At 71.5% G+C, this 26,004-nt stretch carries 21 protein-coding genes; 16 read left to right on the top strand and 5 right to left on the bottom strand.

Features of this window, described 5'->3' with window-relative positions:
- Positions 1-146 precede the first annotated feature (146 nt).
- The 9 genes from ACIBKY_RS35755 to ACIBKY_RS35795 all read left to right on the top strand — a co-directional run bounded on the left by ACIBKY_RS35755 (position 147) and on the right by ACIBKY_RS35795 (position 9,033).
- Positions 147-863: an oxidoreductase gene (locus ACIBKY_RS35755; protein WP_397103793.1), complete on the top strand. Its 717-nt coding sequence runs from the start codon at positions 147-149 to the stop codon at positions 861-863.
- A 674-nt stretch (positions 864-1,537) separates the two neighbouring features.
- Positions 1,538-2,581, top strand: a complete 1,044-nt coding sequence (gene ssd, locus ACIBKY_RS35760; protein WP_397103795.1) for a septum site-determining protein Ssd — start codon at positions 1,538-1,540, stop codon at positions 2,579-2,581.
- Complete coding sequence (locus tag ACIBKY_RS35765) at positions 2,581-3,732, top strand: TadA family conjugal transfer-associated ATPase (RefSeq protein ID WP_397103797.1); 1,152 nt, start codon at positions 2,581-2,583, stop codon at positions 3,730-3,732. The genes ssd and ACIBKY_RS35765 overlap by 1 nt, the downstream gene beginning before the upstream one ends.
- The gene (locus ACIBKY_RS35770; RefSeq protein ID WP_397103799.1) at positions 3,729-4,436 is read left to right on the top strand and encodes a type II secretion system F family protein; all 708 of its coding nucleotides are present in this window, start codon (positions 3,729-3,731) and stop codon (positions 4,434-4,436) included. The genes ACIBKY_RS35765 and ACIBKY_RS35770 overlap by 4 nt, the downstream gene beginning before the upstream one ends.
- A gap of 195 nt (positions 4,437-4,631) precedes the next feature.
- Positions 4,632-5,267 carry a type II secretion system F family protein gene (locus ACIBKY_RS35775; RefSeq protein ID WP_397103801.1) on the top strand — a complete coding sequence of 212 codons (636 nt, stop codon included), beginning with the start codon at positions 4,632-4,634 and terminating at the stop codon, positions 5,265-5,267.
- Positions 5,268-5,414: 147 nt separating this feature from the next.
- Positions 5,415-5,891 carry a DUF4244 domain-containing protein gene (locus ACIBKY_RS35780; protein ID WP_397103803.1) on the top strand — a complete coding sequence of 159 codons (477 nt, stop codon included), beginning with the start codon at positions 5,415-5,417 and terminating at the stop codon, positions 5,889-5,891.
- Positions 5,888-6,277, top strand: a complete 390-nt coding sequence (locus ACIBKY_RS35785; protein WP_397103804.1) for a TadE family type IV pilus minor pilin — start codon at positions 5,888-5,890, stop codon at positions 6,275-6,277. The genes ACIBKY_RS35780 and ACIBKY_RS35785 overlap by 4 nt, the downstream gene beginning before the upstream one ends.
- Positions 6,274-6,696, top strand: coding sequence for an Rv3654c family TadE-like protein (locus ACIBKY_RS35790; RefSeq protein WP_397103806.1), 423 nt, complete (start codon positions 6,274-6,276; stop codon positions 6,694-6,696). Before ACIBKY_RS35785 ends, ACIBKY_RS35790 begins: the two co-directional genes overlap by 4 nt.
- A gap of 594 nt (positions 6,697-7,290) precedes the next feature.
- Positions 7,291-9,033, top strand: a complete 1,743-nt coding sequence (locus ACIBKY_RS35795; protein ID WP_397103808.1) for a hypothetical protein — start codon at positions 7,291-7,293, stop codon at positions 9,031-9,033.
- 715 nt (positions 9,034-9,748) lie between these two features.
- On the opposite strand, the gene ACIBKY_RS35800 is transcribed toward ACIBKY_RS35795, so the two are convergent.
- Positions 9,749-12,568, bottom strand: a complete 2,820-nt coding sequence (locus tag ACIBKY_RS35800; RefSeq protein ID WP_397103810.1) for a DEAD/DEAH box helicase — start codon at positions 12,566-12,568, stop codon at positions 9,749-9,751.
- A 409-nt stretch (positions 12,569-12,977) separates the two neighbouring features.
- On the opposite strand from ACIBKY_RS35800, the gene ACIBKY_RS35805 reads away from it, so the two are divergent.
- From ACIBKY_RS35805 to ACIBKY_RS35825, 5 genes are all read left to right on the top strand, one after another.
- On the top strand, positions 12,978-13,328 hold the full coding sequence (locus ACIBKY_RS35805) for an STAS domain-containing protein (RefSeq protein WP_020542579.1): 351 nt from the start codon (positions 12,978-12,980) through the stop codon (positions 13,326-13,328).
- A gap of 2 nt (positions 13,329-13,330) precedes the next feature.
- The gene (locus tag ACIBKY_RS35810) at positions 13,331-13,759 is read left to right on the top strand and encodes an ATP-binding protein (protein WP_379611337.1); all 429 of its coding nucleotides are present in this window, start codon (positions 13,331-13,333) and stop codon (positions 13,757-13,759) included.
- A gap of 1,122 nt (positions 13,760-14,881) precedes the next feature.
- Positions 14,882-17,164, top strand: a complete 2,283-nt coding sequence (locus tag ACIBKY_RS35815; protein ID WP_397103812.1) for a sodium-translocating pyrophosphatase — start codon at positions 14,882-14,884, stop codon at positions 17,162-17,164.
- Between the two features lie 437 nt (positions 17,165-17,601).
- Positions 17,602-18,069 (top strand): SixA phosphatase family protein, encoded by a 468-nt coding sequence (locus ACIBKY_RS35820; protein WP_397103814.1) that lies wholly within the window; start codon positions 17,602-17,604, stop codon positions 18,067-18,069.
- A gap of 22 nt (positions 18,070-18,091) precedes the next feature.
- Positions 18,092-20,122, top strand: coding sequence for an FUSC family protein (locus tag ACIBKY_RS35825; RefSeq protein ID WP_397103816.1), 2,031 nt, complete (start codon positions 18,092-18,094; stop codon positions 20,120-20,122).
- A gap of 10 nt (positions 20,123-20,132) precedes the next feature.
- Here the strand turns inward: ACIBKY_RS35825 and serB are convergent, their stop codons facing one another.
- From serB to ACIBKY_RS35845, 4 genes are all read right to left on the bottom strand, one after another.
- On the bottom strand, positions 20,133-21,353 hold the full coding sequence (serB, locus tag ACIBKY_RS35830; protein ID WP_397103818.1) for a phosphoserine phosphatase SerB: 1,221 nt from the start codon (positions 21,351-21,353) through the stop codon (positions 20,133-20,135).
- Between the two features lie 236 nt (positions 21,354-21,589).
- Positions 21,590-22,150: a hypothetical protein gene (locus ACIBKY_RS35835; protein ID WP_397103820.1), complete on the bottom strand. Its 561-nt coding sequence runs from the start codon at positions 22,148-22,150 to the stop codon at positions 21,590-21,592.
- A 90-nt stretch (positions 22,151-22,240) separates the two neighbouring features.
- Positions 22,241-23,266 (bottom strand): S-adenosylmethionine:tRNA ribosyltransferase-isomerase, encoded by a 1,026-nt coding sequence (locus ACIBKY_RS35840; protein ID WP_397103822.1) that lies wholly within the window; start codon positions 23,264-23,266, stop codon positions 22,241-22,243.
- Positions 23,263-23,919, bottom strand: a complete 657-nt coding sequence (locus ACIBKY_RS35845) for an SDR family NAD(P)-dependent oxidoreductase (RefSeq protein ID WP_397103824.1) — start codon at positions 23,917-23,919, stop codon at positions 23,263-23,265. The genes ACIBKY_RS35840 and ACIBKY_RS35845 overlap by 4 nt, the downstream gene beginning before the upstream one ends.
- Before the next feature lie 92 nt (positions 23,920-24,011).
- Here ACIBKY_RS35845 and ACIBKY_RS35850 point away from each other — a divergent pair, with 92 nt between their 5' ends.
- Both ACIBKY_RS35850 and ACIBKY_RS35855 read left to right on the top strand, forming a co-directional pair.
- Positions 24,012-25,127, top strand: a complete 1,116-nt coding sequence (locus ACIBKY_RS35850; RefSeq protein WP_397103826.1) for a GAF domain-containing protein — start codon at positions 24,012-24,014, stop codon at positions 25,125-25,127.
- Positions 25,124-25,747 carry a response regulator gene (locus ACIBKY_RS35855; protein WP_397103828.1) on the top strand — a complete coding sequence of 208 codons (624 nt, stop codon included), beginning with the start codon at positions 25,124-25,126 and terminating at the stop codon, positions 25,745-25,747. The genes ACIBKY_RS35850 and ACIBKY_RS35855 overlap by 4 nt, the downstream gene beginning before the upstream one ends.
- The last annotated feature ends 257 nt before the right edge of the window (positions 25,748-26,004 follow it).

Consider the following 26,004-nt stretch of genomic DNA (forward strand, 5'->3'; position numbering starts at 1 on the left):
CGGCCGTGGCGCTTATCGCTCGTCATTACAGTCGCTATTGAACCGTTGTCATCTTGAAATCATAGAATGATGGAACGCGCCAATTTGTCGGGGTTTATGGGCCCCCTCAGCCGCCCCGCGAGTTACCCACAGGTAAGGTCGGACGCGTGAGTGACCCTCTGGCCGCAGTCGCGAAGCTTCCCGGCGTTCCCGAGGCCGTCGACGAGGCCCGTGAAGCCGTCGACCGGCTTTACCGGCATCGAGTGCTGCGCCGGGCCCGTCCCGCGGTGTCCACCGAGTCGTCCCTGCGTGGCGCGCGGGCCTCGGCCGCCCTTGAGGGCGTGGACGTCACGCTGGACGCGCTGCGCCGCGACGAGGTGTCCGACCCGCTCGTGCAGGGCGCGCTGCGGGCTTCGGCGGAGGTCGGCAGGCTGGGCCCGACCTGGCGCAAGGCTCCCCGGCAGGTCATGGCCCGCCTCCACTCGGTGGCCGCGGCCGGTCTCGTCGGCCCGGACGCGCTCGGGCGGCCCTCGGCGGGCGGACCGCGGCTGGACGCCCTCTTCGGCCTGCTGGAGACGCCCACCAAGGCTCCGGCCCTGGTCCTGGCCGCGATCGTGCACGCCGAGCTGGCTGTCCTGCGGCCCTTCGGCAGCGCGGACGGGGTCGTGGCGCGCGCCGCGGAACGGATCACGCTGGTGGAGTTCGGCCTGGACCCGAAGTCGATCGTCGCGGTCGAGGTGGGACACCTTGAGCAGGACTACCAGGCCGGTCTGAAGGCGTACGTGGACGGCGGGGTGGCCGAATGGGTACACCAATGTGCCGCCGCGGTAAGCCTCGGTGTCCGGGAGACGACGGCGATCTGCGAGGCCATGCAACGCGGCTGAACATAGCTGACGGCGCCTCGCTTGTGAGACGCCGTCTGCCGTGCATCACACCGGGTTACCAAGCGTGCACCTCAATTCGTCGGATCGGGTCAAGCCCGTCTCGACGCGCCTCCCGCGGCTGGTCGCGCGTGGGTACCCGGCTGACGCACCCGGACAAGTGGTCCGTGTCCCCTTTCTACGTCGGATTCGCCCTGATGGGAACCCCTGGGACCAAGACCTTTACTGCGGCGTGGGGCATCGGTCCGATCTCTGCCGGCCGTACGGGCGGGGCCGCGGGGTGACCTTCCCGTGATGATCACGCTGAGTGATCTCCTTTATGTGATCGTTAGCTTCCGGGGAAAAAACTTAGCGAAAATGCGAGATTGCTCCTCGACGAAACTCGAGTCGATCGGGCAGCATACGGTGGTATCTCCCGAAACTGGAGCGACTGTGCATGGGTTTGCATTGCAAGTCCCTTGCCATGCTCTGGTTAAGTGTTGAAAGCTTTCTTCTGAAACGGGACCGGCTCTACCCCCCCGGAGCCGGACCGATCAGGCGACCCCCGCTCTCCCCCCCGGCGGGGGTCGCCCCTTTTCCACAGTCGGCGGCTCCGTCCACAGAACCCCGCTCGGCTCCGCGCGCCGCCCGCGCCTCCCCGCATGGTTGTCCTCCCAACCCGCCCCGGGAGGCATCCGATGCACCGTCCCCTGGTCATCACCGAGGACCAAGACCTCCTCGACGACCTCGTCCGCGTGGCCGCCGCGGCCGGAACGCAGCTCGACGTCGCCCACCACCCGGCCGTCGCCCGCCCCTACTGGGGTATCGCCCCGGTGGTCGTGGTCGGCGACGACCTGGCGGGGAAGGTGGCGGAAACCGCCCCGCCCGCGCGCGAACGCGTCTTCCTGGCCGCCCGCGAACCCGCCGACCCCGGAGCCTGGCGCCGCTGCGTGGAAGTGGGCGCCCAGGCCGTCATGGACCTACCGGGCGACGAACGCCGCCTGGTGGAGGAGTTCGCCGAGGCCCTGGAGCCCGCCTCCCGCGCGGGCGTGGTGGCCTGCGTGGTCGGCGGCCGCGGCGGCGCCGGCGCCAGCGTCCTGGCCGCCTGCCTGGCCCTGAAGGCCTCGGCCGACCGCCTCGCCACCCTCCTCGTCGACGCCGACCGGCTCGGTGGCGGCATCGACGCGCTGCTGGGCCGCGAGGAGGCCCCGGGCGCCCGCTGGAGCGACCTGCTGGCCAGAGAGGGGCGCATCAACGCCGGCGCCCTCTCCGCCGCCCTGCCCGCCTTCGGCGACCTGGCCCTGCTGAGCTTCGGAAGAGGACGGGCCGCCCCGGTCCCGCCGGCCGCCATGCGCGCGGTGCTCGAAGCGGGGCGGCGCGGCTTCGACCTCGTCGTGGTCGACCTGCCGCGCCACCTCGACCCCGCCGCCGCGGAAGCCCTGGCCAGGGCCGACACCACGTTCGCCGTCGCCACGGCCGACGTGCGCGGCGTCCTGGCCACCGCCCAGGTCGTGCACGACGTGGCCGAGCACACCGCCGACATCAGGGCCGTGGTCAGGCCGGGCGCCCTCGACGAGCGGGCCGTGGCCCACAGCCTCGACCTCCCGCTCGCCGGCACCCTCCCCGACCATCCGAAGCTCTCGGCCACGCTCAACCGCGGCGAACTCCCGCGCCTGGGCCCGCGCACCGCCCTCGGCGGCCTGTGCGCCACGCTCGTCCACACGCTCGCCCAGGACCGCTGATGGAGTCCCCGCCCGCCGACCTCGTCGAGGCCGTGCGCGCCCGGCTGGCGCGCACCGGCGTCGAGCCGAGCGCCGCCCAGGTCGCGCTCGCGCTGCGTGCCGAGAAGTCCGTGTACGGCGACGCCGAGATCCTGGCCGTCGCCCGCGCCCTGTGCGCGGACCTGATCGGCGCGGGGCCGCTGGAGCCCCTGCTGGCCACGCCCGACGTCACCGACGTCCTGGTCAACGGGCCCCGCGAGGTCTGGGTCGACGACGGCCTGGGGCTGCGCCGTACCCGGGTGGCCTTCGCCGACGACGCCGCCGTGCGCAGGCTGGCCCAGCGCCTGGCCGCCGCGGCCGGCCGCCGGCTGGACGACGCCTGCCCGTACGTGGACGCCCGGCTGGCGGGCGGCGTACGCCTGCATGCTGTGCTGCCGCCCATCGCCTCCGGCGGCACGTGTGTCTCGCTGCGCCTGCCGCCGCGCCGGACGTACACGATGGACGCCCTGGTCCGCGCGGGCACGCTGGCTCCGGAGGCGGCCGCGATCCTGCGCCGCATGGTCGCCGCCCGGCTGGCCTTCCTGGTCACCGGCGGCACCGGCACCGGCAAGACCACGCTCCTGTCCGCGCTGCTGTCACTCGCCGATCCCGGCGAACGCCTGCTGCTGGTCGAAGACTCCGCCGAACTACGCCCCGAACACCCGCACGTGGTGCGGCTGGAGTCGCGCCCGGCCAACCTGGAGGGCGCGGGCGGAATAGGCCTGCGCGACCTCGTACGGCAGGCGCTGCGCATGCGGCCGGATCGCGTGGTGGTGGGCGAGGTCAGGGGCGCCGAGGTCGTCGATCTGCTCGCGGCGCTCAACACCGGGCACGAGGGCGGCTGCGGCACGCTTCACGCGAACGCGGCGGCCGACGTGCCCGCGCGGCTGGAGGCGCTGGGGTGTGCGGCCGGACTGAGCAGGGAGGCCGTCCACAGCCAGCTGGCGGCCGCGCTCGACATGGTCGTGCACCTGGCCAGGAGCCGCGCGGACGGGCGGCGGCGGGTGGCGGAGATCTGCCTGCTGGCCCGGACGCCGTCCGGACTGGTGGAGGCACGCACGGCCATGACGTTCCACGAGGCCGGGGCCGTGGAGCTCGGGCCTGCTTACGGGCGTCTTGAGGAGGCGTTGTGAACGCCCTCGTCGTGGCCGCGATGGCGGCCGGCGGGCTCGTCTGGATGTGGACCGGGTCCCGGCACGCCGCCGAGGTCCGGCTGGCGCGGGTTCTGGGGCGGGGGTCCGGGGCCCGGCTCCGGTGGGAGTGGATCACGCGTCTGGTCCGGCGGCGGCGCCCGGTGGCCGACGAGTGGCATCGGGCCTCCATTGAGCTTTGCCACGCCTTGTCGGCTGAGTTGCTGGCCGGCCGTACGGCGGGGGAGGCGTTGGCGCGGGCCATCGCCTCGGTGGACGTCCCCGGTGACCTGCGCGAGGTGACGGCCGCGGCGCGGGACGGCGGCGACGTCGCCGCCGCCCTGGTCGCCGCCGCTCCCGAACAGGGTGGCGAGGGGTTGCGGCGGCTCGCGGCCTGCTGGAGCGTCGGGGTCGGCGTGGGCGCCGGGATGGCGGCGCTGGTGGAGCGGGTGGCTCACGCGCTACGCGCCGCCCGGGCGCATCGGCAGGACGTGGCCGCCCAGCTGGCCGGGCCGCGTACCACCGCCCGGTTGCTGGCCGGGCTGCCCGTGCTGGGGGTGGGGATGGCGGCCGCGATGGGGATGCGTCCGCTGGACTTCCTGTTCGGTGGGGTGCCTGGGCTCGCCTGCCTGGGGGCGGGGGTCCTGCTCGACCTCGGCGGCCTGTGGTGGACCGGCCGCATGGCCAGGGCCGCGCTCGACTCTTGAGGGAGCTGATCCATGTACGTTCTGGCCGCTCTGTGCGCCGGCGTGGCCGTCTGGGTCTGGGTGCCTCCGGACACGGCCGCTCGCCGGTTGTCGCGCCTGCGTCCTCCCGGTGAGGGCGCGGCGCGTGACCCCGTTGAAGAGGTGCCTGGCCGGCTTGGATCTGAAGAGGTGCCTGGCCGGCTTGGATGTGAAGAGGTGCCTGGCCAGCTTGGATTCACGCCCACGTGGCCACCCGATCGGCGCACGCTCGTGTCCGCCGCCTGCGCGGGGCTGGTGACCGGGCTGGCGATCGGGGGTGTGGTGGGTGTCGTCGCCGGGGTTCTCGCGGCTCTGGGCGCCGGCTGGGCCCTACATCGGCAGGAACCTCCTGCTGCCCGCGTGGATCGCCGGCGGATCGCCGCCGATCTTCCCTTCGCCGTGGATCTGATGGTCGCCTGCCTGCTGGCGGGCCAGCCGGTCAGCACCGCCACGGAGACCGCGGCCGGGGCCGTACCCGGGCCGTTGGCGGCCCGCCTCCTGTGGGTGAGCACGCAGTTGCGTCTGGGGGCGGACGCGGAGCCCACGTGGGCCCATCTGGCCCGTGATCCCGCCACCGCTCATCTGGCCCGTGCCATGACCAGGGCCGCCCTCGGCGGGGCGCCGGTGGCCGACGTTCTCACTCGGCTGGCTGACGACGCGCGGGAGGCCGCTCGTGCGACGTCGCTGGCCGCCGCGCGCAGGGTGGCGGTGAAGGCGGTGGCGCCGCTGGGGCTGTGCTTTCTGCCTGCGTTCGTTCTGCTGGGCGTCATCCCGATCATCGCCGGCCTCGCCTCCACGATCGTCCTGCCCTGATCGTGTCGCACGGTTATCCACAGCTGTGCACATCCTGAGGGCGCCAATCCCCAGAACCTCGTTCGGCCGATCGCCACCCGCCCCCTCTCGGCGACTCTTGGACTCCCGCGCCGGTCAAGCCCCCAGCGCCCAACATCAGGAGGCCCGATGAGCACCACGACCATCCAGCGAGACATCGCCGCCAAACCCCCCGCCCCACCGCACCCCGAGCCCCCCGCCCCACCCCACTCCGAGCCCATCGCCCCACCCCACCCTGAGCCCCCTGCCCCACCCCACTCCGAGCGGATCGCCCCACCCCACACCGAGCCCATCACCTCAACCCACCCCGAGCCCATCGCCCCACTCCACCCCGAACGCCCGGATCCAGATCACCTCGCCTCCGATACACCAGAACCCGATGCCGACCCCACCACGCGGGCGATCCCAGAGCAGGCGCCCCCGTCGGACCTGAAGTCCCGCTACGCGGCCACCAGGTCCGACGCCGGTATGTCCACTGCCGAGTACGCGGTCGGCACCCTCGCCGCCGTGGCCTTCGCCCTCCTGCTCATCAAGGTCATCAACAGCCCCGAGATCCTGGACGCCCTCACCGCCCTGGTCGACCGAGCACTTAACTCGGCCGGATGACGATGCGTACCTGGTGGCGTCCAACGCAAGCGCGGGCCGCCACCCCCTCCGCGTCGAGAGGCTCGGTAACCGCCGAGACCGCCGCCATGCTCCCCGCCCTGATCGTGGTCCTGGCCGCGGCCTTGTGGGCCATCCAGGCGGTCGGCGCCCAGCTGGAATGCGTGGACGCCGCCAGAGCCGCGGCCCGCGCCGCAGCCCGAGGCGAACCACTGGACAAGGTCCAGGAAGCCGCCCGATCAGCCACCCGCCCCGGGGCTCAGGTCCGCGTCACCCGCTCCCGGCAACTGACGAAGGTCGAGATCACCATGGACGTCCGCCCCAGCTGGGCAAGCCGCCTGCCCGCCGTCACGGTGACGGCGTCCGCGACAGCGGGCACCGAACAATGACCGGCGTCCACGGGCCCGGCGCCAATTACCCGGCAGCCAAGGGCGGCCCGCCCCACGACCGAGGCTCGGCCACGATCTGGGGCGTGGCCCTCATGGCGTTGCTCATCTCCGTGGCCATGACCCTGGCCGCTGTCGGCTCCGTCCGTGTGGCCAGGCACCGGGTGTACGGGGCGGCCGACCTGAGCGCTCTGGAGGCGGCCCGTCTGGCTCTGGCCGCCCCGGATCAGGCCTGCGCCCGAGCGGAGAAGGTAGCCATGGCCAACGCCGTACGCCTTACCCGCTGCACCATCACCGACGAAACCGCCGACGTATGGACATCTCTGGAAATCACCCTCCCAGGCGTGGGCAAACGCATCGTCACAGGCCGAGCCCGCGCAGGCCCATCCTGGATCACCTCAGAAGGCGCAACCGACCCATGACACCCGGGCGCCCGTGTCCCTGCCCCACCCCTGGATCCGCTGCTCTCCCGCCTTCCGCCTGCTCGTCCCGGCCCTGCTCGGCTCCGGTGTGTCCGGGCGCCGTGGGTCCTGGACGCCTCGTGACCCACGCCCTGTCCGCATCGCAGCCCGTCACCGCGTCCAAGGCGGGTAAGCGGTGTCAGGCGTGGCTGTGGTCCTGGCTCACGGCTCGGCTGGTGGGCTGCCTCGGAGCGGGGAGCGGGGAGCGGGGAGCGGGGAGCGGGGAGCGGGGAGCGGGGAGCGGGGAGCGGGGAGCGGGGAGCGGGGAGCGGGGAGTTGGGTGTTGAGGTTGGGGTTGGGGGCGGTTGTGGGAGTGGTGGGGTGGTTATGGGTGGGGTTGCGGGGGTTGGTGGGAGGCAGGTCGCAATCGAATCACGACTTCTTGGACGCGGTGTCCAAGAGCGGGATATCTGGCGTAAGGTCGCGCTTACCCTCGGTTCATGCCTTCTGGGATTAGGCCTGGGAACGGCGGATCTCAGTCGCTATGGTCGCCGGGGAACTGGCACTTCCGGCCGCCCCGACAGGCGGCACGAGGCTCTCCTGAAGGGATGCGTCGTGACGGTGGTTGGCAGACTGATGACCGCCACGCTGGTCGTGGCCGGGTCCATCGCGCTTGGCGGCGGTACGGCGCCGGCCCAGGGGCAGACGTTCGTACAGGGTCAAGGGTTCGCCCATGGGCAAGGGAACGCGCAGGGGCAGGACGGGCAGATCACATCGCCTTCCGATGGCCAGGTCGTCAGTGGTGGGTCGGTGCCGGTTTCCGCGCGTACCCGGCTGGCGCAACTGAGCATGGCGCTCTACGTCGAAGGGCCGTCCACGCCTCGGCAGAAGGTAGCCAGTGGGGGCGCGAACCAGACGTTGTCGGGGACCTTCGACGCCGGGGACGTGCCCAACGGGACCTTCACCGTGACGCTCCGGGGTGAGATCAGCGGCAGCACCTATGAGACGAGCACGTTCAAGCTCCGGCGGGCGGCGGCTGCGCCCAGCGGGGTGGATGCCACGTTGCGGGGCGCGGACAAGGTCGTCGTGACCTGGAGCAAGGGCGGGGAGCCCGATCTCCAGTCGTACGAGGTGGCCACCACCCAGTCCGGGATCGTCGGGCGGATGTCGGCCGACGAGGCGTGCGGCGGGGGCACCTGCAAGGCGACGCTGTCCGTGCCGCCCAAGGCCGCGGGGCAGCGGGTGGGGTTCACGGTGAAGGCGTACCGCGGAGACGGTGACGGTGGCTCGATCGGCTCGGGCAACTCGGGCCCGGCGTATGTGAACGTGCCCGCGCCGCCCGCCGCCAAGCCGACCACGAAGAAGGCGACCACCGCCCCCACCACCAAGCCGCAGACCAACAAGAACGGCGTCGACGAACTCCCCACGATCCCGAACAACAAGAAGAAGACCGAGCCCAAGATCACCGGCAGGGTCACCACACCCAAGAACGACACCAAGCTCCCGGCGATGCCGGAGACCGACAAGAACGGCAACCTGCCGCTGCCTACCGCCGACGAACAGGCCAAGGACGACGGGCTCGCACCGGCCGCCGAAGAGAGCCAGGCGCCCGCCGACAGCAAGGTGACGGCGCAGTCGTCGGAGTCCCCGCTGGGCAGCGTGGGGCAGTACGGGCTGTATGTCGCCGGTGGCCTTGTTCTTCTGCTGGTCGCCGTTCACTTCGGCGCATGGGCGCGGCGGCGGTCACTGGCGAACGCGGGCGGTCCGAGCGGAGGGCCTGGCGTGGGGGCCGGTGGGGGCGGGTACGACGGGCCGCCGCCCGGCGACGGCGTTCCGTCCGCCACGACCGCGCCCCGCCGTCCGGCTGTGGTTCTGGCGGTGGCCAAGACCCGTCCGAAGCGCGATCAGCCGGACGTCGCCCCGCCCGGGAGCGCCCCGTCGCGGGTGGCGCCGCAGGTATCCGGCCTGACGAGGACGTCCGGCGCGCCGAGGGCGTCCGGCGTGCCGTCGGGTTCGGCGTCGGCGTCCGGTCAGATGCCCGATGGCCAGGTGCCGGCGCCCGGTCCGGCGGGCGGGGTGGAACCGCCTGCCGCCTTACCGCTGTACCTGAGCGCTGATGACATTCGCACCGCGCAGAACCAGGCCGACGCCGCCCGTCACGAGCCGGTCCGTATCGCTCTGCCCAGTTCGGCGGTGACCGTGATGCCGGAGTCGTCGGTGCCCGCGCCTGCCGTACGGCTTGAGGATCGTTGGGATGACTACCTCCCACCGACTCCGCGGGCGATGGAGGACAGCGGATTCTGGGAGCGTCCCCAGCCGGGCGACTTCTGGACTCCCGACGAACGCACGGAAAGCTGACCCGCCTCGATCCTCCAATGGCCTCTCGTGCCGCCGCCGCTTTTGAAAGGCCCTCTTCTGTTACTGCTGGCCAGCGTGCCCCACCCACCGCGTTTGAAAGGCTCTCTTCTCCTACGGCCGACTTGCCCCACCGCTGCGTTTGAAGGGCCCTCTTCCCTTACGGCCCGCCAGCTTGCCCCACCCACCGCACGGGGCTCGTGGCGTTCCAGGGTGACGGTCGTCGGCCGCGCATGGTCGGCCGCCGCGACGACCGCACTGTGGGCCGGCCGCCGTGGCCCCGGGGATCCAGATCGCCCGCCTTTGATCGCCAACTGGTCCATACCAGAGCACCTTCTGGGCCGACTCCCGGGATTCCGGCCCCGGACCGCACAAGCCGGTGCAGACCCGGCACGCCCAAGCAGCCGTCCAACCGTCAAGCCGTGCAACCGTCAAGCCGTCCGATCGTCAAGCCGTCCGATCGTCAAGCCGTCTAACCGTCAAGGTGTTCAGCCGCCAGGGCGCCAAGGCCGTGGGGTGGCCGGGTTTGCCAGCTCGGTGGGGCGCCATGGTCTCTGGTAGTCGGCCTTGGAGTGTCTGGTCGCTCGGGGCTCGGCACGCTCTGACGGCTGGTCTCGGACCATCTGGACAGGTGGTTGTTCCAGGCCGTCGTTGCGGTGGTCTGGGGTGAACCGGTGGGTTGTTGGCTTGCCGTACTGGATGTGGGGGCTTGTGGGGGTTAGGGGTCCAGGAGGGTGTCCAGGAGGCGGAGGGCGCCGGGTTTGCTTAGGGGTTCGTTGCCGTTTCCGCATTTGGGGGACTGGATGCAGGATGGGCAGCCGCGTTCGCACTCGCAGGAGCGGATGGCTTCGCGGGTGGCGGTGAGCCAGTCTGTCGCTCGGGAGTAGCCGCGTTCGGCGAAGCCTGCGCCGCCCTCGTGGCCGTCGTAGACGAAGACGGTCAGGAGGCCGGTGTCGAAGTGGAGTTCGGTGGATACGCCGCCGATGTCCCAGCGGTCGCAGGTGGCGAACAGCGGGAGCAGGCCGATCGAGGCGTGTTCGGCGGCGTGGGCGGCGCCGGCCAGGTCGAAGCCCTCCTCCGAGAGGGTGGCGATCGTGTCGGCCGGGAGGGTCCACCAGACGGCGCGGGTGCGGAGGGTGCGTGGGGGGAGCTCCAGGGGCTCGTCGCCCAGCATCTCGCCCGTATGGAGGCGGCGCTTCAGGTAGGAGACGACCTGCCGGGTGACCTCCACCTCGCCGAACGTCAGAGTGCCCGGCCCGATGGGGGTGGTGCGCAGGGACTTGAGTACGCGGATCTCGGTGATGTCGCGGGCGAACGTCGAGTAGTCGGGTTCAGCGGCGCCCACCAGGGCCACACCGGCCTCCAGGTCCAGCTCTTCCACCAGGAAAGTCTCGCCCTGGTGGAGGTAGACGGCGCCGGTGTGGACGGTGGTGTGGGCCGAGGGCTCGTCCACCGTGCCCAGCAAGCGGCCGGTTGTGGACTCCACAACCTGGACGGGGGCACCGCCCGCGCCCCTGATGTCGGCCAGGTCGGTGGCGCGTTCGCGTCTGGTCCAGAACCAGCCGGCGGACCTTCTCCGGAGCAGGCCCTGCTCTACGAGGTCGTCCAGGACCGTCGCGGTGGTGTCGCCGAATGTCGCCAGATCGTCCTCCGCCAACGGGATCTCGGCGGCGGCGGCGCAGAGGTGGGGGCCGAGGACGTACGGGTTGTCCGGGTCCAGGACTATGGCCTCCACCGGGCGGCCGAACAGGGCTTCCGGGTGGTGGACCAGGTAGGTGTCCAGGGGGTCGTCGCGGGCGATCAGTACGGCCAGCGCGTCCTGACCGTCACGACCCGCCCGGCCTGCCTGCTGCCACAGGGACGCGCGGGTGCCCGGCCAACCGGCGATCAGCACGGCGTCCAGGCCGGAGACGTCCACGCCGAGTTCGAGGGCGTTGGTGGTGGCCAGGCCAATCAGGGTGCCGGCGCGCAGGGCCTTCTCCAGGAGGCGGCGATCCTCCGAGAGGTACCCGGCGCGGTAGGCGGCCACCTTGCCGGGCAGGCCGGCCAGATCTGCCCATAGGTCGGCGTGGACGGCTTGGGCGTCCGCGGGGTCTGCGGTGTCTTCGGCCGGGAGGCTGCGGGGGGTGCGGGGGGTGCGGTCCGCCGGGTCGTGGGCTGGGTGGCGGGGGAACTCGTGGAGCGGGTTGGCGCTCGTGGTGGCGCCGGTCGGGGCGGTGTTGTCCGGGGTGCCGTTTGTGGGGGTGCGGGCCGGGGCGGTGTCTGGCGAGCCGGTGGCCGGGGCGCCGGTTGTGGGGTTGGGCGCCGCGCGCGTTGCGCCGGGCAGCGCCGTCGGGGTGTTCGCCGCACCGGCGCCGGTGGCCGGGGGTGAGGAGGTGTTGCTTGCGCCGGTCGGGGCGGTGTTGTCCGGGGTGCCGCTCGTGGGGGCGTGGGCCGGGGCGTCGTCGCGTGGGGTCGGAAGGACGTCGCCGGGAGCAACCCGATCGGTGTCGCTTGGGGCCGAGGGTGGTGGGGTGGTCTGCGGATCAGGGTCGGCTGGGGGTGTGGGCGCTGGGATGTCAGGGAGGGTGTCGGCTGGGGGTGTGGGGAGGGGGACGTCAGGGAGGGTGTCGGCTGGGGGCGTGGGTGCGGGGATGCCGGGGAGGGCGCTGGCGGGGAGTGTGGGCGCTGGGGTGGCTGGGAGGGTGTCGGCTGGGGGTGTGGGAGTGGGGAGGTCGGCTGGAGGGGGTGGGAGGGGGATGTCCTGGAGGTTGGGGAGGGAGGCGCCGGGGAGGGGGCCCAGGTGGGCGCCGTGGGGGAGGGTGGCGGCTACGTCGGCCAGCTTGGCGCGGGCCGACAGGGCGACCGTCTCCGCCCCTCGGCGGCTGCGGACGAAGGCGAGGGTTCGGATGTCGGCCAGAACCAGGTCGGCGAGCAGGTCGGCGGTCTCCGCGGTGGCGGTGCGGCGGATCGGGGCGCCGCCCTCGCCCCGTAGATCCGTCAGAGGCGGTTCCCACAGCGCGAACGTGGTCGACCCCTTGGGCGAGGCGTCCAAGGTCACCTCGTCCATCTCAAGCCCCGTCAGCCGCCTCCCGAACGCCGCCGGCTCACTCGCCGTCGCGGAGGCGAGCATGAAGACGGGCGCGGAGCCGTACCGGCCGCACACGCGGCGCAGCCGCCGCAGGATCTGGGCCACGTGGGAGCCGAAGACGCCGCGGTAGCCGTGGCACTCGTCGACGACGATCATGCGCAGGCGGCGGAAGAAGGCGGACCACTGGGCGTGCCGGGGCAGGATGCCGCGGTGGAGCATGTCGGGGTTTGTCAGTACGTAGTTGGCGTGCTGGCGGACCCACGTACGTTCCTCGAAAGGGGTGTCGCCGTCGAAGGTGGCCGGCCGTACCGCGGAGATGCGTAGTTCGCGCACCGAGCGGAGCTGGTCGGCGGCGAGCGCCTTCGTGGGCGTGAGGTAGAGGACGGTGCCGCCGTCGAGGCAGGCGGCGATCGCGGGCGTGAGGTACGCGAGCGACTTCCCGGACGCCGTTCCTGTGGAAATGATCACGTTTCGGCCACGGTGCGCCAGGTCAGCCGCCTCGTACTGGTGGGGCCACAAACCCGTTACGCCCTGGTTCGCCAAGCGCGTAACCAGGAGTTCCGGTGCCCATTTCGGCCATCCCACTTGACCCGCCTGACGTGCTGGAACATGCTCCACATGGGTGACGCGCTCATGACGTGCGGGAACGCCGAGCAGGTGCTGGAGGAGTGGACCTGGCCGGTGTGGGGAGGAAGCGGAGGAAGTCACTGTTTCCAGTCTGGCATCCGTGGGCAAAGTCGCCGGGAATCGTGATTTCGTATAGACACAAGGCAGACGCGTGGTTGAATGCCGCGCGTCAGGGTCCGACAGTCGGGAGCACCGCTCCAGACTGCCAGGCCCGCAAGGGTACTTTCGCAGGCGAGGCGCTGGAGGATCTGTGGATCTGAAGCTGGATCACCACAACGAGGACCGACTCACCATCGTGGAGGTCGAGGGTGAGATCGATGTCTACACCGCGCCCAGATTGCGTGAGCTTCTGATCGACCTGGTCAACAAGGGCAACTTCCACCTTCTCGTGAACATGGAGAAGGTCGACTTCCTGGACTCGACCGGCCTTGGCGTCCTGGTCGGCGGGCTCAAGCGAGTTCGCGCGCACGATGGCTCTCTCGAGCTGGTCTGCACGCAGGAGCGCATCCTGAAGATCTTCCGGATCACCGGTCTGACGAAGGTCTTCGGGATCTACGCTTCGGTCGACGAGGCCAAGGAAGCTCACGGCAAAGACAAGTAGCCATGGCTACCGTCGAGCTGACGTTCAGCGCCCTCCCCGCCCACGTGCGGACCGCCAGGCTGGTCGCCACGGCCATCGCCCGGCGTACCGGCGTGGAGGAGTCGCTGCTTGACGAGGTCAGGCTAGCCGTCGGTGAGGCTTGCTCCCGGGCCGTGGAGGCGCACCGCGCCCACTGCCCGGGAGAGCCGATCCGCATCGAGCTTCGCGATGATTCCGGCCGCTTCGAGGTCACGGTCAGCGACCAGGCCCCGAGCGACGAGATCCAGCAGGAGCAGCCGGTCGATCTGGGCATGCTCTCCGATTCGTTCATGTCGGGTTTCGGCATCGCGGTGATCGCGGGGCTGGCCGACGACGTCGAGGTGTTCCCCAGCCCCAAGGGGATGCGCATCAGGATGAGCTGGCCGGCTTCTCTCAACGGCCGCGCCTCCTGACTCCGGCGCTGCCCTCGAAAAGGGGCACGCTTGCGGAAGTGGCTGCTTGTCCTAAAAGGACACGCCTGTGACAGGGGATGCGCGCCCGCGTCTGTGGTCGCGCGTCCCTGGGGCACATCACCGTCATAGCGGGCACGCTTCTTACAACCCGTCTCCGTGGTGCCGCGTTGGGCTCCGGGCGCGGCGTCTTGAGCGGGCGCGCCCGCGGTGGCACCCCCTGAGGGGCGTCCGTGGTGGGGGGTCCTGCGGGGGACGTGGTGGGCTGCTGAGGGGGAACGTCCGGTTTTCAAGCGACCCGCCCATGGACGGTGCCACGCAACGCGAAGCGGGCCACGCGAGCATGCCCCGGCGAGGCCGGCCGGAGCGCGGGGAGCAGTGGTGGCGGCCGGGCAAGGCAACGGCGGTGGCGGCCGAGTAGGCCAGGGCGAGGCAACGGCGGTGGCGGCGGGCAAGGCGGCGGTGGCGCGGCGGCTGCTGAGGGGGCGTGTCTTGTGGTGCGCCCAGGTGAGTGCGTCGGGAAGATCTGACGTGGAGCGGGCGGCCGCAGAGGGGCGAGCGGGCAGTCGCGGAGGGGCGAGGCGGGTCAGCCGTGGTGGTGTGAGGCGGGCTGGGCGCGCAGATGCGGAGCGGGCGGCCGCAGAGGGGTGAAGCGGGCGGTCTCGGAGGTGTGAGGCGGGACGCCGCGGAAGGGCTCCTTCCGGCAGTACGGCGAAGCCAACCACCCCCATCCGCCGACCATGGCCGGCGGCCTCCAGGGTGACGCTTCTGAACCCGCGCGTGCCCGGCCGCCGCAACGGCGCCCGGCACCCCGCACACGCCCACCCCCATTTAGGACGACACTTTTCAAGAAGTTGTCATGACCGTAAACCGCCAGACATAACCCGAGCCAGTTCCCAAATCGGGTCCCAGTCTGGGGCTTACTGGACGTGGGCATAATTGCCCGCCTCAAGAGCCTTCATATCCGCGGAACCCCTGCGTAGACTCCCCCGCACCGGCCAAGGTGATCCGGCGACACTGCGGACTCAACCGGAAGCGGCACCCATTACCCGGATGGTGCCGCACCAACCGAGAACCTTGCAGCACCGCCCGGGCAGGACGTACCGGTCTTGCCGAGGAGAACGGATGTTTAGGCACTACCTGGCTGCCGAGCCAGCGTCGAATCTGACCCTGAGCGGAAGCAATCTGACCATCGTGGTCGTGGTGGCCGCCGTGGCACTCATCGCATTGGCCGTCGCCGGCGGCCTCGTACGCGAGGTGCTGGCGGCCGACCAAGGCACGGAGCGCATGCAGAACATCGCGCGTGCCGTACAGGAAGGAGCGGCCGCCTATCTGAAGCGGCAGTTCAAGACTCTCGCCATTTTCGTGGTCATCATCCCCATCGTGCTGTGGTTCCTGCCCGGCGCGACGGATGTGAAGATCGGCCGCTCGATCTTCTTCATCGTCGGTGCGGGCTTTTCCGCATTGACGGGATTCATGGGCATGTGGCTGGCCGTACGCGGAAATGTCCGTGTGGCGGCCGCGGCCCGGACGAGCGGCGAGAAGCGCGCCATGCGCATCGCCTTCAGGACCGGCGGCGTGGCCGGCATGTTCACGGTGGGCCTGGGCCTGCTGGGTGCAGCCGTCGTCGTGTTCCTCTACCAGGGTGACGCGCCCGGGGTGCTTGAGGGCTTCGGCTTCGGCGCGGCGCTGCTCGCCATGTTCATGCGGGTCGGCGGCGGCATCTTCACCAAGGCCGCGGACGTCGGCGCCGACCTGGTCGGCAAGGTCGAACAGGGCATCCCGGAGGACGACCCACGCAACCCCGCCACCATCGCCGACAACGTTGGTGACAACGTGGGCGACTGCGCGGGTATGGCGGCCGACCTGTTCGAGTCGTACGCGGTCATGCTGGTCGCCAGCCTGATCCTGGGCAAGGTGGCCTTCGGCGAGCAGGGACTGATCTTCCCGCTCATCGTGCCGATGATCGGTGTCGTCACCGCCATCATCGGCATCTTCGTCACCGGCCTGCGCGACAAGGACCGCAACGGCATGGCGGCCATCAACCGCAGCTTCTTCATCTCCGCCGCGATCTCCGCGGTGCTCGTGGCCGCGGCCGCCTTCTGGTACCTGCCGAGCAGCTTCAGCGGCCTGGCCGGTTCCTCGGTCCAGTCCGACGCCGACCCGCGGATCATCGCGATCGGCGCCGTGCTCGTCGGCCTCGTGCTGGCCAGCGCGATCCAGTTGCTCACCGGCTACTTCACCGAGACCAACCGGCGCCCCGTCCAGGAGATCGCCGAGAGCTCCAGGACCGGCGCGGCGACCGTCATCCTGTCCGGCATCAGTGTCGGCCTGGAGTCCGCGGTCTACTCCGCGCTGATCATCGGTGGCGCCGTCTACGGCGCGTTCCTGCTGGGCTTCGGCAACGTGACCGTGGCGCTGTTCGCGGTCGCGCTGGCCGGAACCGGTCTGCTGACCACCGTGGGCGTCATCGTCTCGATGGACACCTTCGGCCCGGTCTCCGACAACGCGCAGGGCATCGCCGAGATGTCGGGCGACGTCGAGGGGGAGGGCGCCCGCGTCCTGACCAGCCTCGACGCGGTCGGCAACACCACCAAGGCGATCACCAAGGGCATCGCGATCGCCACGGCGGTGCTCGCGGCGACCGCCCTGTTCGGCGCCTTCAAGACCGCCGTCCAGGGCGAACTACCGAACCCGGCCACCTTCGGCCTCGACATCGACCAGCCGAACGTGCTCGTCGGCCTGATCATCGGCGCCGCGGTCGTCTTCCTGTTCTCCGGCCTGGCCATCATGGCCGTCGGACGGGCGGCGATGCGGGTGGTCTACGAGGTCCGCGACCAGTTCCGCAACAACCCCGGCATCATGGACGGCACCGTCAAGCCGGAGTACGGCCGCGTCGTCGACATCTGCACCCGCGACTCGCTGCGCGAGCTGGCCACGCCAGGTCTGCTCGCCGTCATGACCCCGATCGCGGTCGGCTTCGCACTGGGCTACGCGCCGCTGGGCGCGTTCCTGGCCGGCGCGATCGCCTGCGGCACGCTGATGGCGGTCTTCCTGGCCAACTCGGGCGGCGCCTGGGACAACGCCAAGAAGCTCGTCGAGGACGGCCACCACGGCGGCAAGGGCTCGGCGGCGCACGAGGCCACGGTCATCGGCGACACGGTCGGCGACCCGTTCAAGGACACCGCCGGACCGGCCATCAACCCGCTCATCAAGGTCATGAACCTGGTGGCGCTGCTGGTGGCCCCCGCCGTCGTCCTCTACGCGGACAACCCGGCCGTGCGTATCGGCGTGACGACGTTCGCGGTCGTGGTGGTCATCGTGGCCATCGTGATCAGCAAGCGCCGCTCGGTGCCGATCGACTCCACCTCCGACAACGACCGCGACCCGGCGCCGGTGGCGTCGTAGCGGTTCCGCGGTCCCAAGCCCGCCGCTCGTAGGCGGTACTACTCGGAAAGGCGCCCGCTTCCGGCGGGCGCCTTTTCATGTCTCCCCCTCAACCCACCGGCTTCCCGTTACGGCAAGCCGCCGCCCCCACCTCCCGCCGCCGTGGGCGCGCGCCGATCGCCGGGCGCCGCGCACGTCGCACGTGGTCCCCGCCGCCACGACGCCCCGCCGGCCGGTCACCGCGGCCAGGAACCAGGCCCGCGCACGGCACAAGCCGACCCAACGCCGAAGCTGGAACCGGGCGGATGCCGGGGCGGGGTGGTTGGGTGGGAAACTGGGCGGGTGGAAGAGAAGCGGCCCAACGGTGGCAGGACGCTGGCCCTGATTCTGCTGGCCATGGTGGTGATCCTGGGCGTTCTCGTCGGGCTCGCCGTCTGGGCGTCGAGAGGGTGAGCGGCGTGCGTACGCTCATCGTGCTGAGGCATGCCAAGGCCGCCCAGGTCCCGGGGCTGGCGGATCGGGATCGGCCGCTCACCGAGCGGGGCGAGCGGGACGCCGGGCGGGCCGGTGACGAGATCCGGGCCTTGGGGTATGAGCCCGACCTGGTGCTCTGTTCGCCGTCCCTGCGCACGCGGCGTACGGCGGAGCTGGCTTTCCCCGAGCGGAGCGTCAGCTTTGAGCGGGACATCTACGAGGCCTACGCCGATGAGTTGCTGGCGCTGGTGCGGCTGCAGGATCCGGAGGCGCGGACGCTGGTTCTGTGCGGGCACAATCCGGGGGTTCATGAGCTGGCGCTCGGGCTGGCGGGTGGGGACTACGGCTTTCGGCCTGGGTCGTTCGCGGTGATCGAGACGGCTTCGGCCTGGGTAGATCTCTGGCCGGGGGAGGGACGCCTGGTCACGCGCTGGGATCCCAAGCAGGCCTAGGAGCTACACCGGGGGCGGATCCATGCGGGGGGCCGTTCGTTCGCTGAGGCGTGGTTTCGAGCTGCCCGCCCGTCCGCCGTGGGGCTACGGGCTGCTGTGCGGGGTGGCGATCGCGCTTCCGCTGGTGATCGGGACCGTGGCCGGGGCGCCGCACGCGGGCGGGCTGGCCGCTCTGGGCGCCTATTTCACGGCTTTTGGGGATGCCTACGGGAAGCCGTACGGGCAGCGTGCCCGGAATCTCGCCATCAAGGTGGGGTTGATCGCGGCGGGGTTCTGGCTCGGGACGTTGATCGCGCCGCAGCCGTGGTGGGCGGTCGCCGTGATCGGGCTGGTGGCGGCGGCCGGCGGGCAGTGGCGGACCGTGGGGATGCCGCCGGTGCTGGCCGTGGTCACGGGGTTCTATCTGATCCCCCGGGCGGGGTTCGACGGGGCGTTGATGGTCGGGCTCGGCGGGATCGAGTTCTGCGTGCTCGCGCTCGCGCTGTGGCCCGTGCGACGGCTCGATCCGCTGAAGGACGCCTTCGACGAGGCGGTCGAGGCGCTGGCGGGCATGCTGGACGGGCTCGGGCGGTCCGAGGAGGACTGGTCCGAGCTGCGGGAGCGCGGGTCCCAGGCGCTGGACGACGCCGGTACCGCCTCCGCCGCGTACCGCGGTGGGGAGGATCTCGATCGATCGCCGGACGCTTACGTGCAGACGCTGGTGCGGGTCTTCCACGAGACGGTGGCGTTGCGGGCGTTCCGGGCGGAGGCGGGTGCGGAACGGCAGGAGATCGACAAGGTCGTCGCGGCGCTGACGGCCGCGTTGCGGCAGGTGGCCGCGGGCAGCGCCGCGGGTGTGCCGGTCGCGATGGCGGCCACGGCCGAGTTCGCCGAGCACATCTCGCGGCTGCGGGCGCGGGAGCTGTCCGACCCGGAGTCGCTGCGGACCGTCGCGCTCCTCGGCCAGGTACGGCGCTGCCTCGACCGGATCGCCGTGGCGGTGCGGACGATCGGGGTGTTCACCAGCGAGGGCATCCAGGCTCCTGCCCGGTTGCCGCGGTTCACCTGGCAGCTCAAGTTCGGTGACGAACCCGAGCACGCAGGGCGGCTCGGCATCGCGGTGGCCGCGTCGATGGCGCTGATGGTGGGCATGCACGAGCACTACGGCAAGTGGTTCGTGTTCACGGTGATGATGGGCCTGCGTTCCACCTATGGCGACACCGTGGACCGGGTGGTGCTCCGGGTCGCCGGGACCGTGGTCGGCGCCGGTGCCGCGGCACTGGTGCTGGCGGCGGTGCCGAGCGCGTACACGATCGTGGCGACGGTGCTGGTGTTCGGGACGCTCGGGTTCGCGCTGCGTGAGGTCAGCTACGGGTACTGGACGGTGTTCGCGACGCCGCTGGCGCTGCTGCTGACGGACTTCTCGACCCGCCTGGACTGGGAGGCCGCCGGAACCCGCCTCGTACTGACCGCGGGCGGCGGCGTGCTCGCGCTGGTCGCCGCCCGCCTGCTGTGGCCGCGCGGCGAGGCGAGCGGGATCAAGGACCTGACCGTGGACCTCCTGACCGAGCACGCCGCGGTCATCCGCGCCCTGGCCGAGCGCGACCTCGACGCCATGTCCGAGCGCACCGAGGCCGCCGGCCAGGCCGCCGACCGGCTCGGCGAGTCGCTGGACCGGCTGGAGAAGGAACCTCACGGCAAGGCGCCCGAGGAACTACGCGGCGCCCTCACCCTGTCCAGGAAGCTGCGCGACGACGCGCTGTTGCTGGCCGCGGTGCTGCGGGGTTCGGAGGTGGGCTCGGACGCCACCACCGCCGTGCTCGACGCGGTGGCCGACCGGCTGGTGGCGAGCGCGCGGGCCGTACGGGACAACACGCGGCCTCCGGAGGAGGACGCCTACGGCGATGGGCTGGACGAGGTGGCCAGCCACGTCGACGAGTTGCTGGAGGAGGCAGCCGAGGGCGAGCCTTCCTCGGTACGGCGGGCGTTGCGCCACGCGGTCACCGCCCACCCGGCGCTGCGCACCCTGAACACCGACGCCCTCGACCTGGCCCGATCGGTCACCCGGCGCTGAGCCGACGCGGTCAGTTCGGCGCCAGGACGTTGTCCTCGGCGTCGGCGGCCTCGACCTCGTCGCGGGAGATGCCGAGGAGGTAGAGGATCACGTCCAGGTACGGGGAGTTGACGGCGGTGTCGGCGGCCTGGCGGACGACGGGCTTGGCGTTGAAGGCGATGCCCAGCCCGGCGGTGGCGATCATGTCGAGGTCGTTGGCGCCGTCGCCGATCGCGACCGTCTGGCTGATCGCGATGCCGGCCTCGCGGGCGAAGCGCTCCAGCGCGCGCGCCTTGCCGGGACGGTCGACGATCTCGCCGACGACCCGGCCGGTGAGGTGGCCGTCGACGACTTCGAGGACGTTCGCCGCCGAGTAGTCGATGCCGAGGTCCGACACCAGCGAGTCGGTGATCTGGGTGAAGCCGCCGCTGACGATCGCGAAGCGGTAGTCGAGGCGCTTGAGCGTGCGCACCAGTGTCCGGGCGCCCGCGGTCAGGACGACCTCCTGGCGCACCTGCTCGAACACCGACGCCGGCAGCCCCTCCAGCAACGCCACCCGGCGGCGCAGCGACTCGGCGAAGTCCAGCTCGCCGCGCATCGCCTCTTCGGTGACCCGCGCCACCTCGTCCAGGCAGCCCGCGTGGGCGGCCAGCAGCTCGATGACCTCGCCCTGGATGAGCGTGGAGTCGACGTCCATGACGATGAGCCGCTTGGCCCGCCGGGACAGGCCGGTGCGCTGGACGGCCACGTCCACTTGCTGGGCGGCGGCCTCGGCGGCCAGTTCGACGCGCAGCGCGTCGGGGTCGGCGCCGGACACGGACAGTTCGATACAGGTGACCGGCCACTGGGCCAGGCGCTCGATGCGGTCGATGTTGGCGCCCGCGGCCGCGATCCTGCCGGCGATGCCGGCGATGGCGGCGGGGGGGAGCGAGGGTCCGAGCACGCTGACCGACAGACGGCCGCGGCGGCGCTGCTCTTTGGTGAGGGAGCCGGTGGAGAGCTCGACCTCCAGACCGAGGTCCTCCGCGGTGCGCTCGACGGCGGTCCACATGGCGCCGAGCGTGCTGCCGGTGCCGGTGGAGGGGCCGCCGACGTAGGCGACGAGCACGCCGAGGGTGAGGCGGCCGCGGATGACGACCTGTTCGATGTCGGAGACGGTGACCGGGAAGCCGGCCAGGACGGAGAACAGGCGGCTGGTGACACCGGGCCGGTCGGGGCCGGTGAGCGTGATCAGGAGGGTGCGCTGGTCCACTTGAGCCACGGTACTGCGCCGGATCGCCTGCTCTCGCACCGGCCCGACATTCGGCTTCACACCCCGCCGTTTCCGTTACGGCAAGCCGCCGCCCCCACCTCCCGCCGCCGTGGGCGCGCGCCGATCGCCGGGCGCCGCGCACGTCGCACGTGGTCCCCGCCGCCACGACGCCCCGCCGGCCGGTCACCGCGGCCCAAGGCGAACCCCGGTCGGCCCGGGGTTCGCGTGGGAGCGACCTAGCGGACGATCTTGGTCTTGACCTTCTTGCCGTAGAACCAGGACTTGAAGCCGCCGACCCGGTCGATCTCCTCCTTGTCCATGTTCTCCATGCCGATTGGGATGTCGTACACCAGCGCCCCGAGCTGGGCGGTGGCCGTGCCGCGGGTGCCCTTCTTCAGGGTGACCTGGATGTCGAGCCAGTCCTTGTCACCCTTCTCCAGCTCCCAGGACCCCCAGCACCAGAACCCGGTCGGGTCCCAGTCGCACTGGGTGCCCTTGGGGCCGTTGTAGCGCAGGCCGTTGACGATGCCCTTGGGCAGCTTGCCGCCGACCCAGTAGTAGTCGGCCTGGTGGGGGCCGGTGTTCAGCACGTCGATCCGGTAGTGGATCTTGCCGCCGCGCTTCACCGTCTTGGGCGCCTTGACGCCCACCTTCATGATCGAGTAAGGCTGGTCCGCGGCCTTGGTGGCGACGGTGGTGGCCGTGGCGGCGGTGCCGGCGACCGCCGGGACGGCCGGAAGGATCATGGCCCCCGCGACGAGCGTGAAGGTGGCTACCTTCGTGATGGAGTTGCGCATGCAGCTGTCTCCGTGAGGAAAGTGGGACGAGGAAAACCCCCCGTGAACGTCGGCTTTTCCTATCACGCAGGCAAAATCCATGTAAAGCAATTACTTCTGAATCAAGTGCACATCACCAAACTCATGCCACAAATACCCCTCCCGAAGCGCCTCCGCGTACGCCTCCGCCAGCGTCTCCCGGCCCGCGAACGCCGTCAGCATCAGCAGGTGGCTCGACCTCGGCTCGTGCAGCCCGGTGATGAGCCCGGTGACCGCACGGGGCGGCGTGTCGGGAGTGACCAGGTGCCTGGTCCATCCGTTCGACGCCCTGACCAGCCCATCGGCACCGGTCGCCGTCTCCAGCGCCCGTACGACGGTCGTGCCGACGGCGACCACGCGCCCGCCGGCGCGCCTCGTGAGGTTAACCAGGCGCGCCGTGTGCTCGGGCACGTCGTAGCGCTCGGCGTAGGGCGGCTCGTCCTTCTCCGGGGAGGCGACGCCCGTGTGCAGGGTGATCGGCGTGACTCCCACACCCCGTGACACGAGCGCCGTCACCAGCTCCGCCGTGAACGGCCGTCCCGCGCTCGGCATCTCCGCGCTGCCCGGCACGGTGCCGAACACGGTCTGGTAGTCGGCCAGTGGCCAGTCCCGGTCCACGTAGGAGTAGCGGATCGGCACGCCCTTCCTGGCCAGGTACTTCTCCACGTCCTGGTCGAGCCGCGCCCGCCACAGCCGCGGGGTCTCGCGTTCGATCAGCCTGAGCGTCGCGTTGCCCGGCAGCGGCAGCCATTCGCCCGGCTCGCCCCCGCCGTAGGGCTCGGACGCCTTCGCGGTACGGCGCCGCAGCTCCACCAGCCACGTCCCGTCCTCGCGGGCGGTGGAGAAGTGCACCGAGAGCCGGTCGAGCCGCACCGCCGCGGGAAGCGTGGCCGAGTTGTTGACCACCACGAGGTCGCCGGGATCCAGTTGTCCGGGCAGGTCGCCGAACGGGTGATGGGTGTGCGTATCGCCCCGGCTCACCAGCAGGCGTACCCCGTCGCGGGACAGGCCGCGGGCCTCGGGCGGCGCGTGGGCCTCCAGCGCGGCGGGAAGCCGGAAGTCGAGACCCGATGGCCCGCCGTCCAGGATGGCGGTCATTGCAGGTTCACCCGCCCGCTGGCCGGGCGGCGCTTGATGAGGTCGTGCAGGGCGATCGCGACCCGCGCCGGGTCGGCGGCGCCCGCGGCCTCGTCGGCTCCCACGGCGTCGGCCAGCATCCGGGTGTTCATCTCACCCGGATCGGCCCACCAGACGGCGACGTCGGGCTCTTCGGCGGCCAGGACGTTCGAGAGCTGCTCCAGGGCCGCCTTGGTGGCTCCGTAGCCGCCCCAGCCCTCGTAGGCGCCGGTGGCCGCGTCGGAGGTGATGTTCACGATCGCGCCCCTGGCGGCCCTGAGCGCCGGAATGGTCGCCTGGATGAGGGAGAGCGGGGCGATCACGTTGGTCTCCAGCAGGACGCGGAACGCCTCCAGCGGATACCCCGCGATCTTCGGCAGCGGTGTGGCGCCGAGTCCGCTGGCGTTGTTGACCAGCAGGTCCAGCGAGGGGGCCGCCTTGGCCAGCCGTTCGCGATGCTCGGCTTCCGCCACGTCGCCGGGGATCGCGGTGGCGCCGATCTCGGCGGCGACCTTCTCCAGATCGTCGGCGCCGCGCGCGGTGAGGACGAGGTTCCATCCCGCACCTGCCAGGGACCTCGCGAGGGCGAGGCCGAGACCGCGGGAAGCGCCGGTGATGAGTGCGGTGTTCGTCATGGTTCGACGCTAGAAAGGCGCGGCCCGCCGTACATCGGGCTGAAGTCCCGCCCGGGACTGGGCACATCGACCTAGGACCATAGAGTGGTCGGGTGACCCCCGATCGCGACGAGATATTGCAGGCCGTGAGCTCGGCCGTGCTGGCGGTCACCCGTCACCTGTCGGTGCGCGAGGTGCTGCAGGTCATCGTGCGCTCGGCGCAACGCCTGCTCGACGCCCGCTACGCCGCGCTCGGCGTGCCCGACGAGGACGGCTCGTTCGCCGAGTTCGTCGCCGAGGGACTGACCGACAAGCAGTGGGACGCGATCGGCCCGCTGCCCCGCCAGCATGGCATGCTCGGCGCGATGCTCCGGGAGGGGACCCCCGCGAGGCTGCCCGACCTGCGCGAGGACCCCAGGTTCGAGTACTGGCCGAAGGCGCACCCGGTCATGAAGGACTTCCTCGGCGTCCCGATCCGCGACGGCGACGAGGTCCTCGGCATCATCTTCCTCGCCAACAAGCGCACCCCCGGCGGTTTCACCCAGGACGACCAGGACCTGCTCACGCTGTTCGCCGCGCACGCCGCGATCGCGCTCACCAACGCCAGGCTGTACGAGCAGGGCCGCGAGCTGGCCCTCGTCGAAGAGCGCAACCGCATGGCCCGCGAACTCCACGACGCGGTCACCCAGAAGCTGTTCTCGCTGCGCCTGACCGCCCAGGCCGCGGCCACGATGCTGCGCACCGACCCCGACAGGGCCGCCGCCGAGCTCGAACACGTCCAGAAGCTGGCCGGTGAGGCCATGGCCGAGCTCCGGGCGGTCATCGTGGAGATGCGCCCGGCCGAGCTCGACCGCCACGGCCTGGGCGAGACGCTGCGCAAGCACGTCCGCATGCTCGACCGGCTGCAGTCCGCTGCCATCACGTTCGACAGCGACGAGCTCCCGCCGCTGGACCCGGCGGTCGAGGTGGTGGTGCTGCGCGTGGCCCAGGAGTCGCTGCACAACGCGTTGCGCCACTCGGGGGCCACCCAGGTGTGGGTGCGGCTGGCGTACGAGGGTGGCAAGCTGGCCCTCTCGGTGGCCGACAACGGCACCGGCTTCGACCAGGCCGGCTCCAGAGGGCTCGGGCTGGCATCCATGAAGGACCGGGCGGAGTCGGTCGGCGGCACGCTGACCGTCGGCTCGTCCCGGGACGAGGGGACCACGGTCCTGGTGGAGGTGGGGATTTGATCAAGGTGCTGATCGCCGACGACCATCCGGTGGTACGGCAGGGCCTGCGCACCTTCCTCGACCTCCAGGAGGACATCACGGTCGTGGGCGAGGCCGGAGACGGGCAGGAGGCGGTCGAACTGGTCGGCGAGCTCAAGCCGGACGTGCTGCTGCTCGACCTCAAGATGCCGGTGCTCGGCGGGCTCGGCGCGCTGGAACGCCTGACCGGTTCCGCGACGCGGATCGTGGTGCTCACCTCGGTCAGCGACCGCTCCGACGTCGGCCCGGCCATGCGGGCGGGGGCGGCCGGCTTCCTGTACAAGGACGTGGACCCGTCGGCGCTGGTGCAGGCGGTCCGGGCGGTGCACGGCGGCCAGGTGCTGCTGGCCCCCGAGGCGGCCGAGGCCATGCTCGGCGCGGGCCCTCCCGAGGTGCACGTCCCCGGTCCGGTCCAGCTGACCGAGCGCGAACGCGAGGTTCTCACGCTGATCGCCGCCGGACGTTCCAACCGGGAGATCGCGCGGGCGCTGACGGTGGCGGAGAAGACGGTCAAGACACACGTGTCGAACGTGCTCATGAAACTCGGCGTCCAGGACCGCACCCAGGCCGCTCTCTACGCCGTCCGCCACGGCCTCGCCTGACCCACCCCAACCACCCGGCCGCCCCGTCCCACCACAACCACCCGGTCGCCCGTCCCGCCGGACGCGCGCCAAGGACCCGGTTGCCGCCGTCGGCCGCCCCTGTCACCCGCCGCGTCGTCATCGCCGGATCCGTCCCGGCCATCCGGCCAGACCTCCTTGCCGGGCCCGCGGCTCGTGCACGTCTCGCCGGTCCGCGTGAGGATGAGGGCAGGTCTCGCGCCGGGAAACGACAGCCCCGTGCCCGGTGACCGGGCGCC

Source organism: Nonomuraea sp. NPDC050394 (assembly GCF_044459065.1).
In the GTDB taxonomy this organism is placed as follows: Bacteria; Actinomycetota; Actinomycetes; order Streptosporangiales; family Streptosporangiaceae; genus Nonomuraea.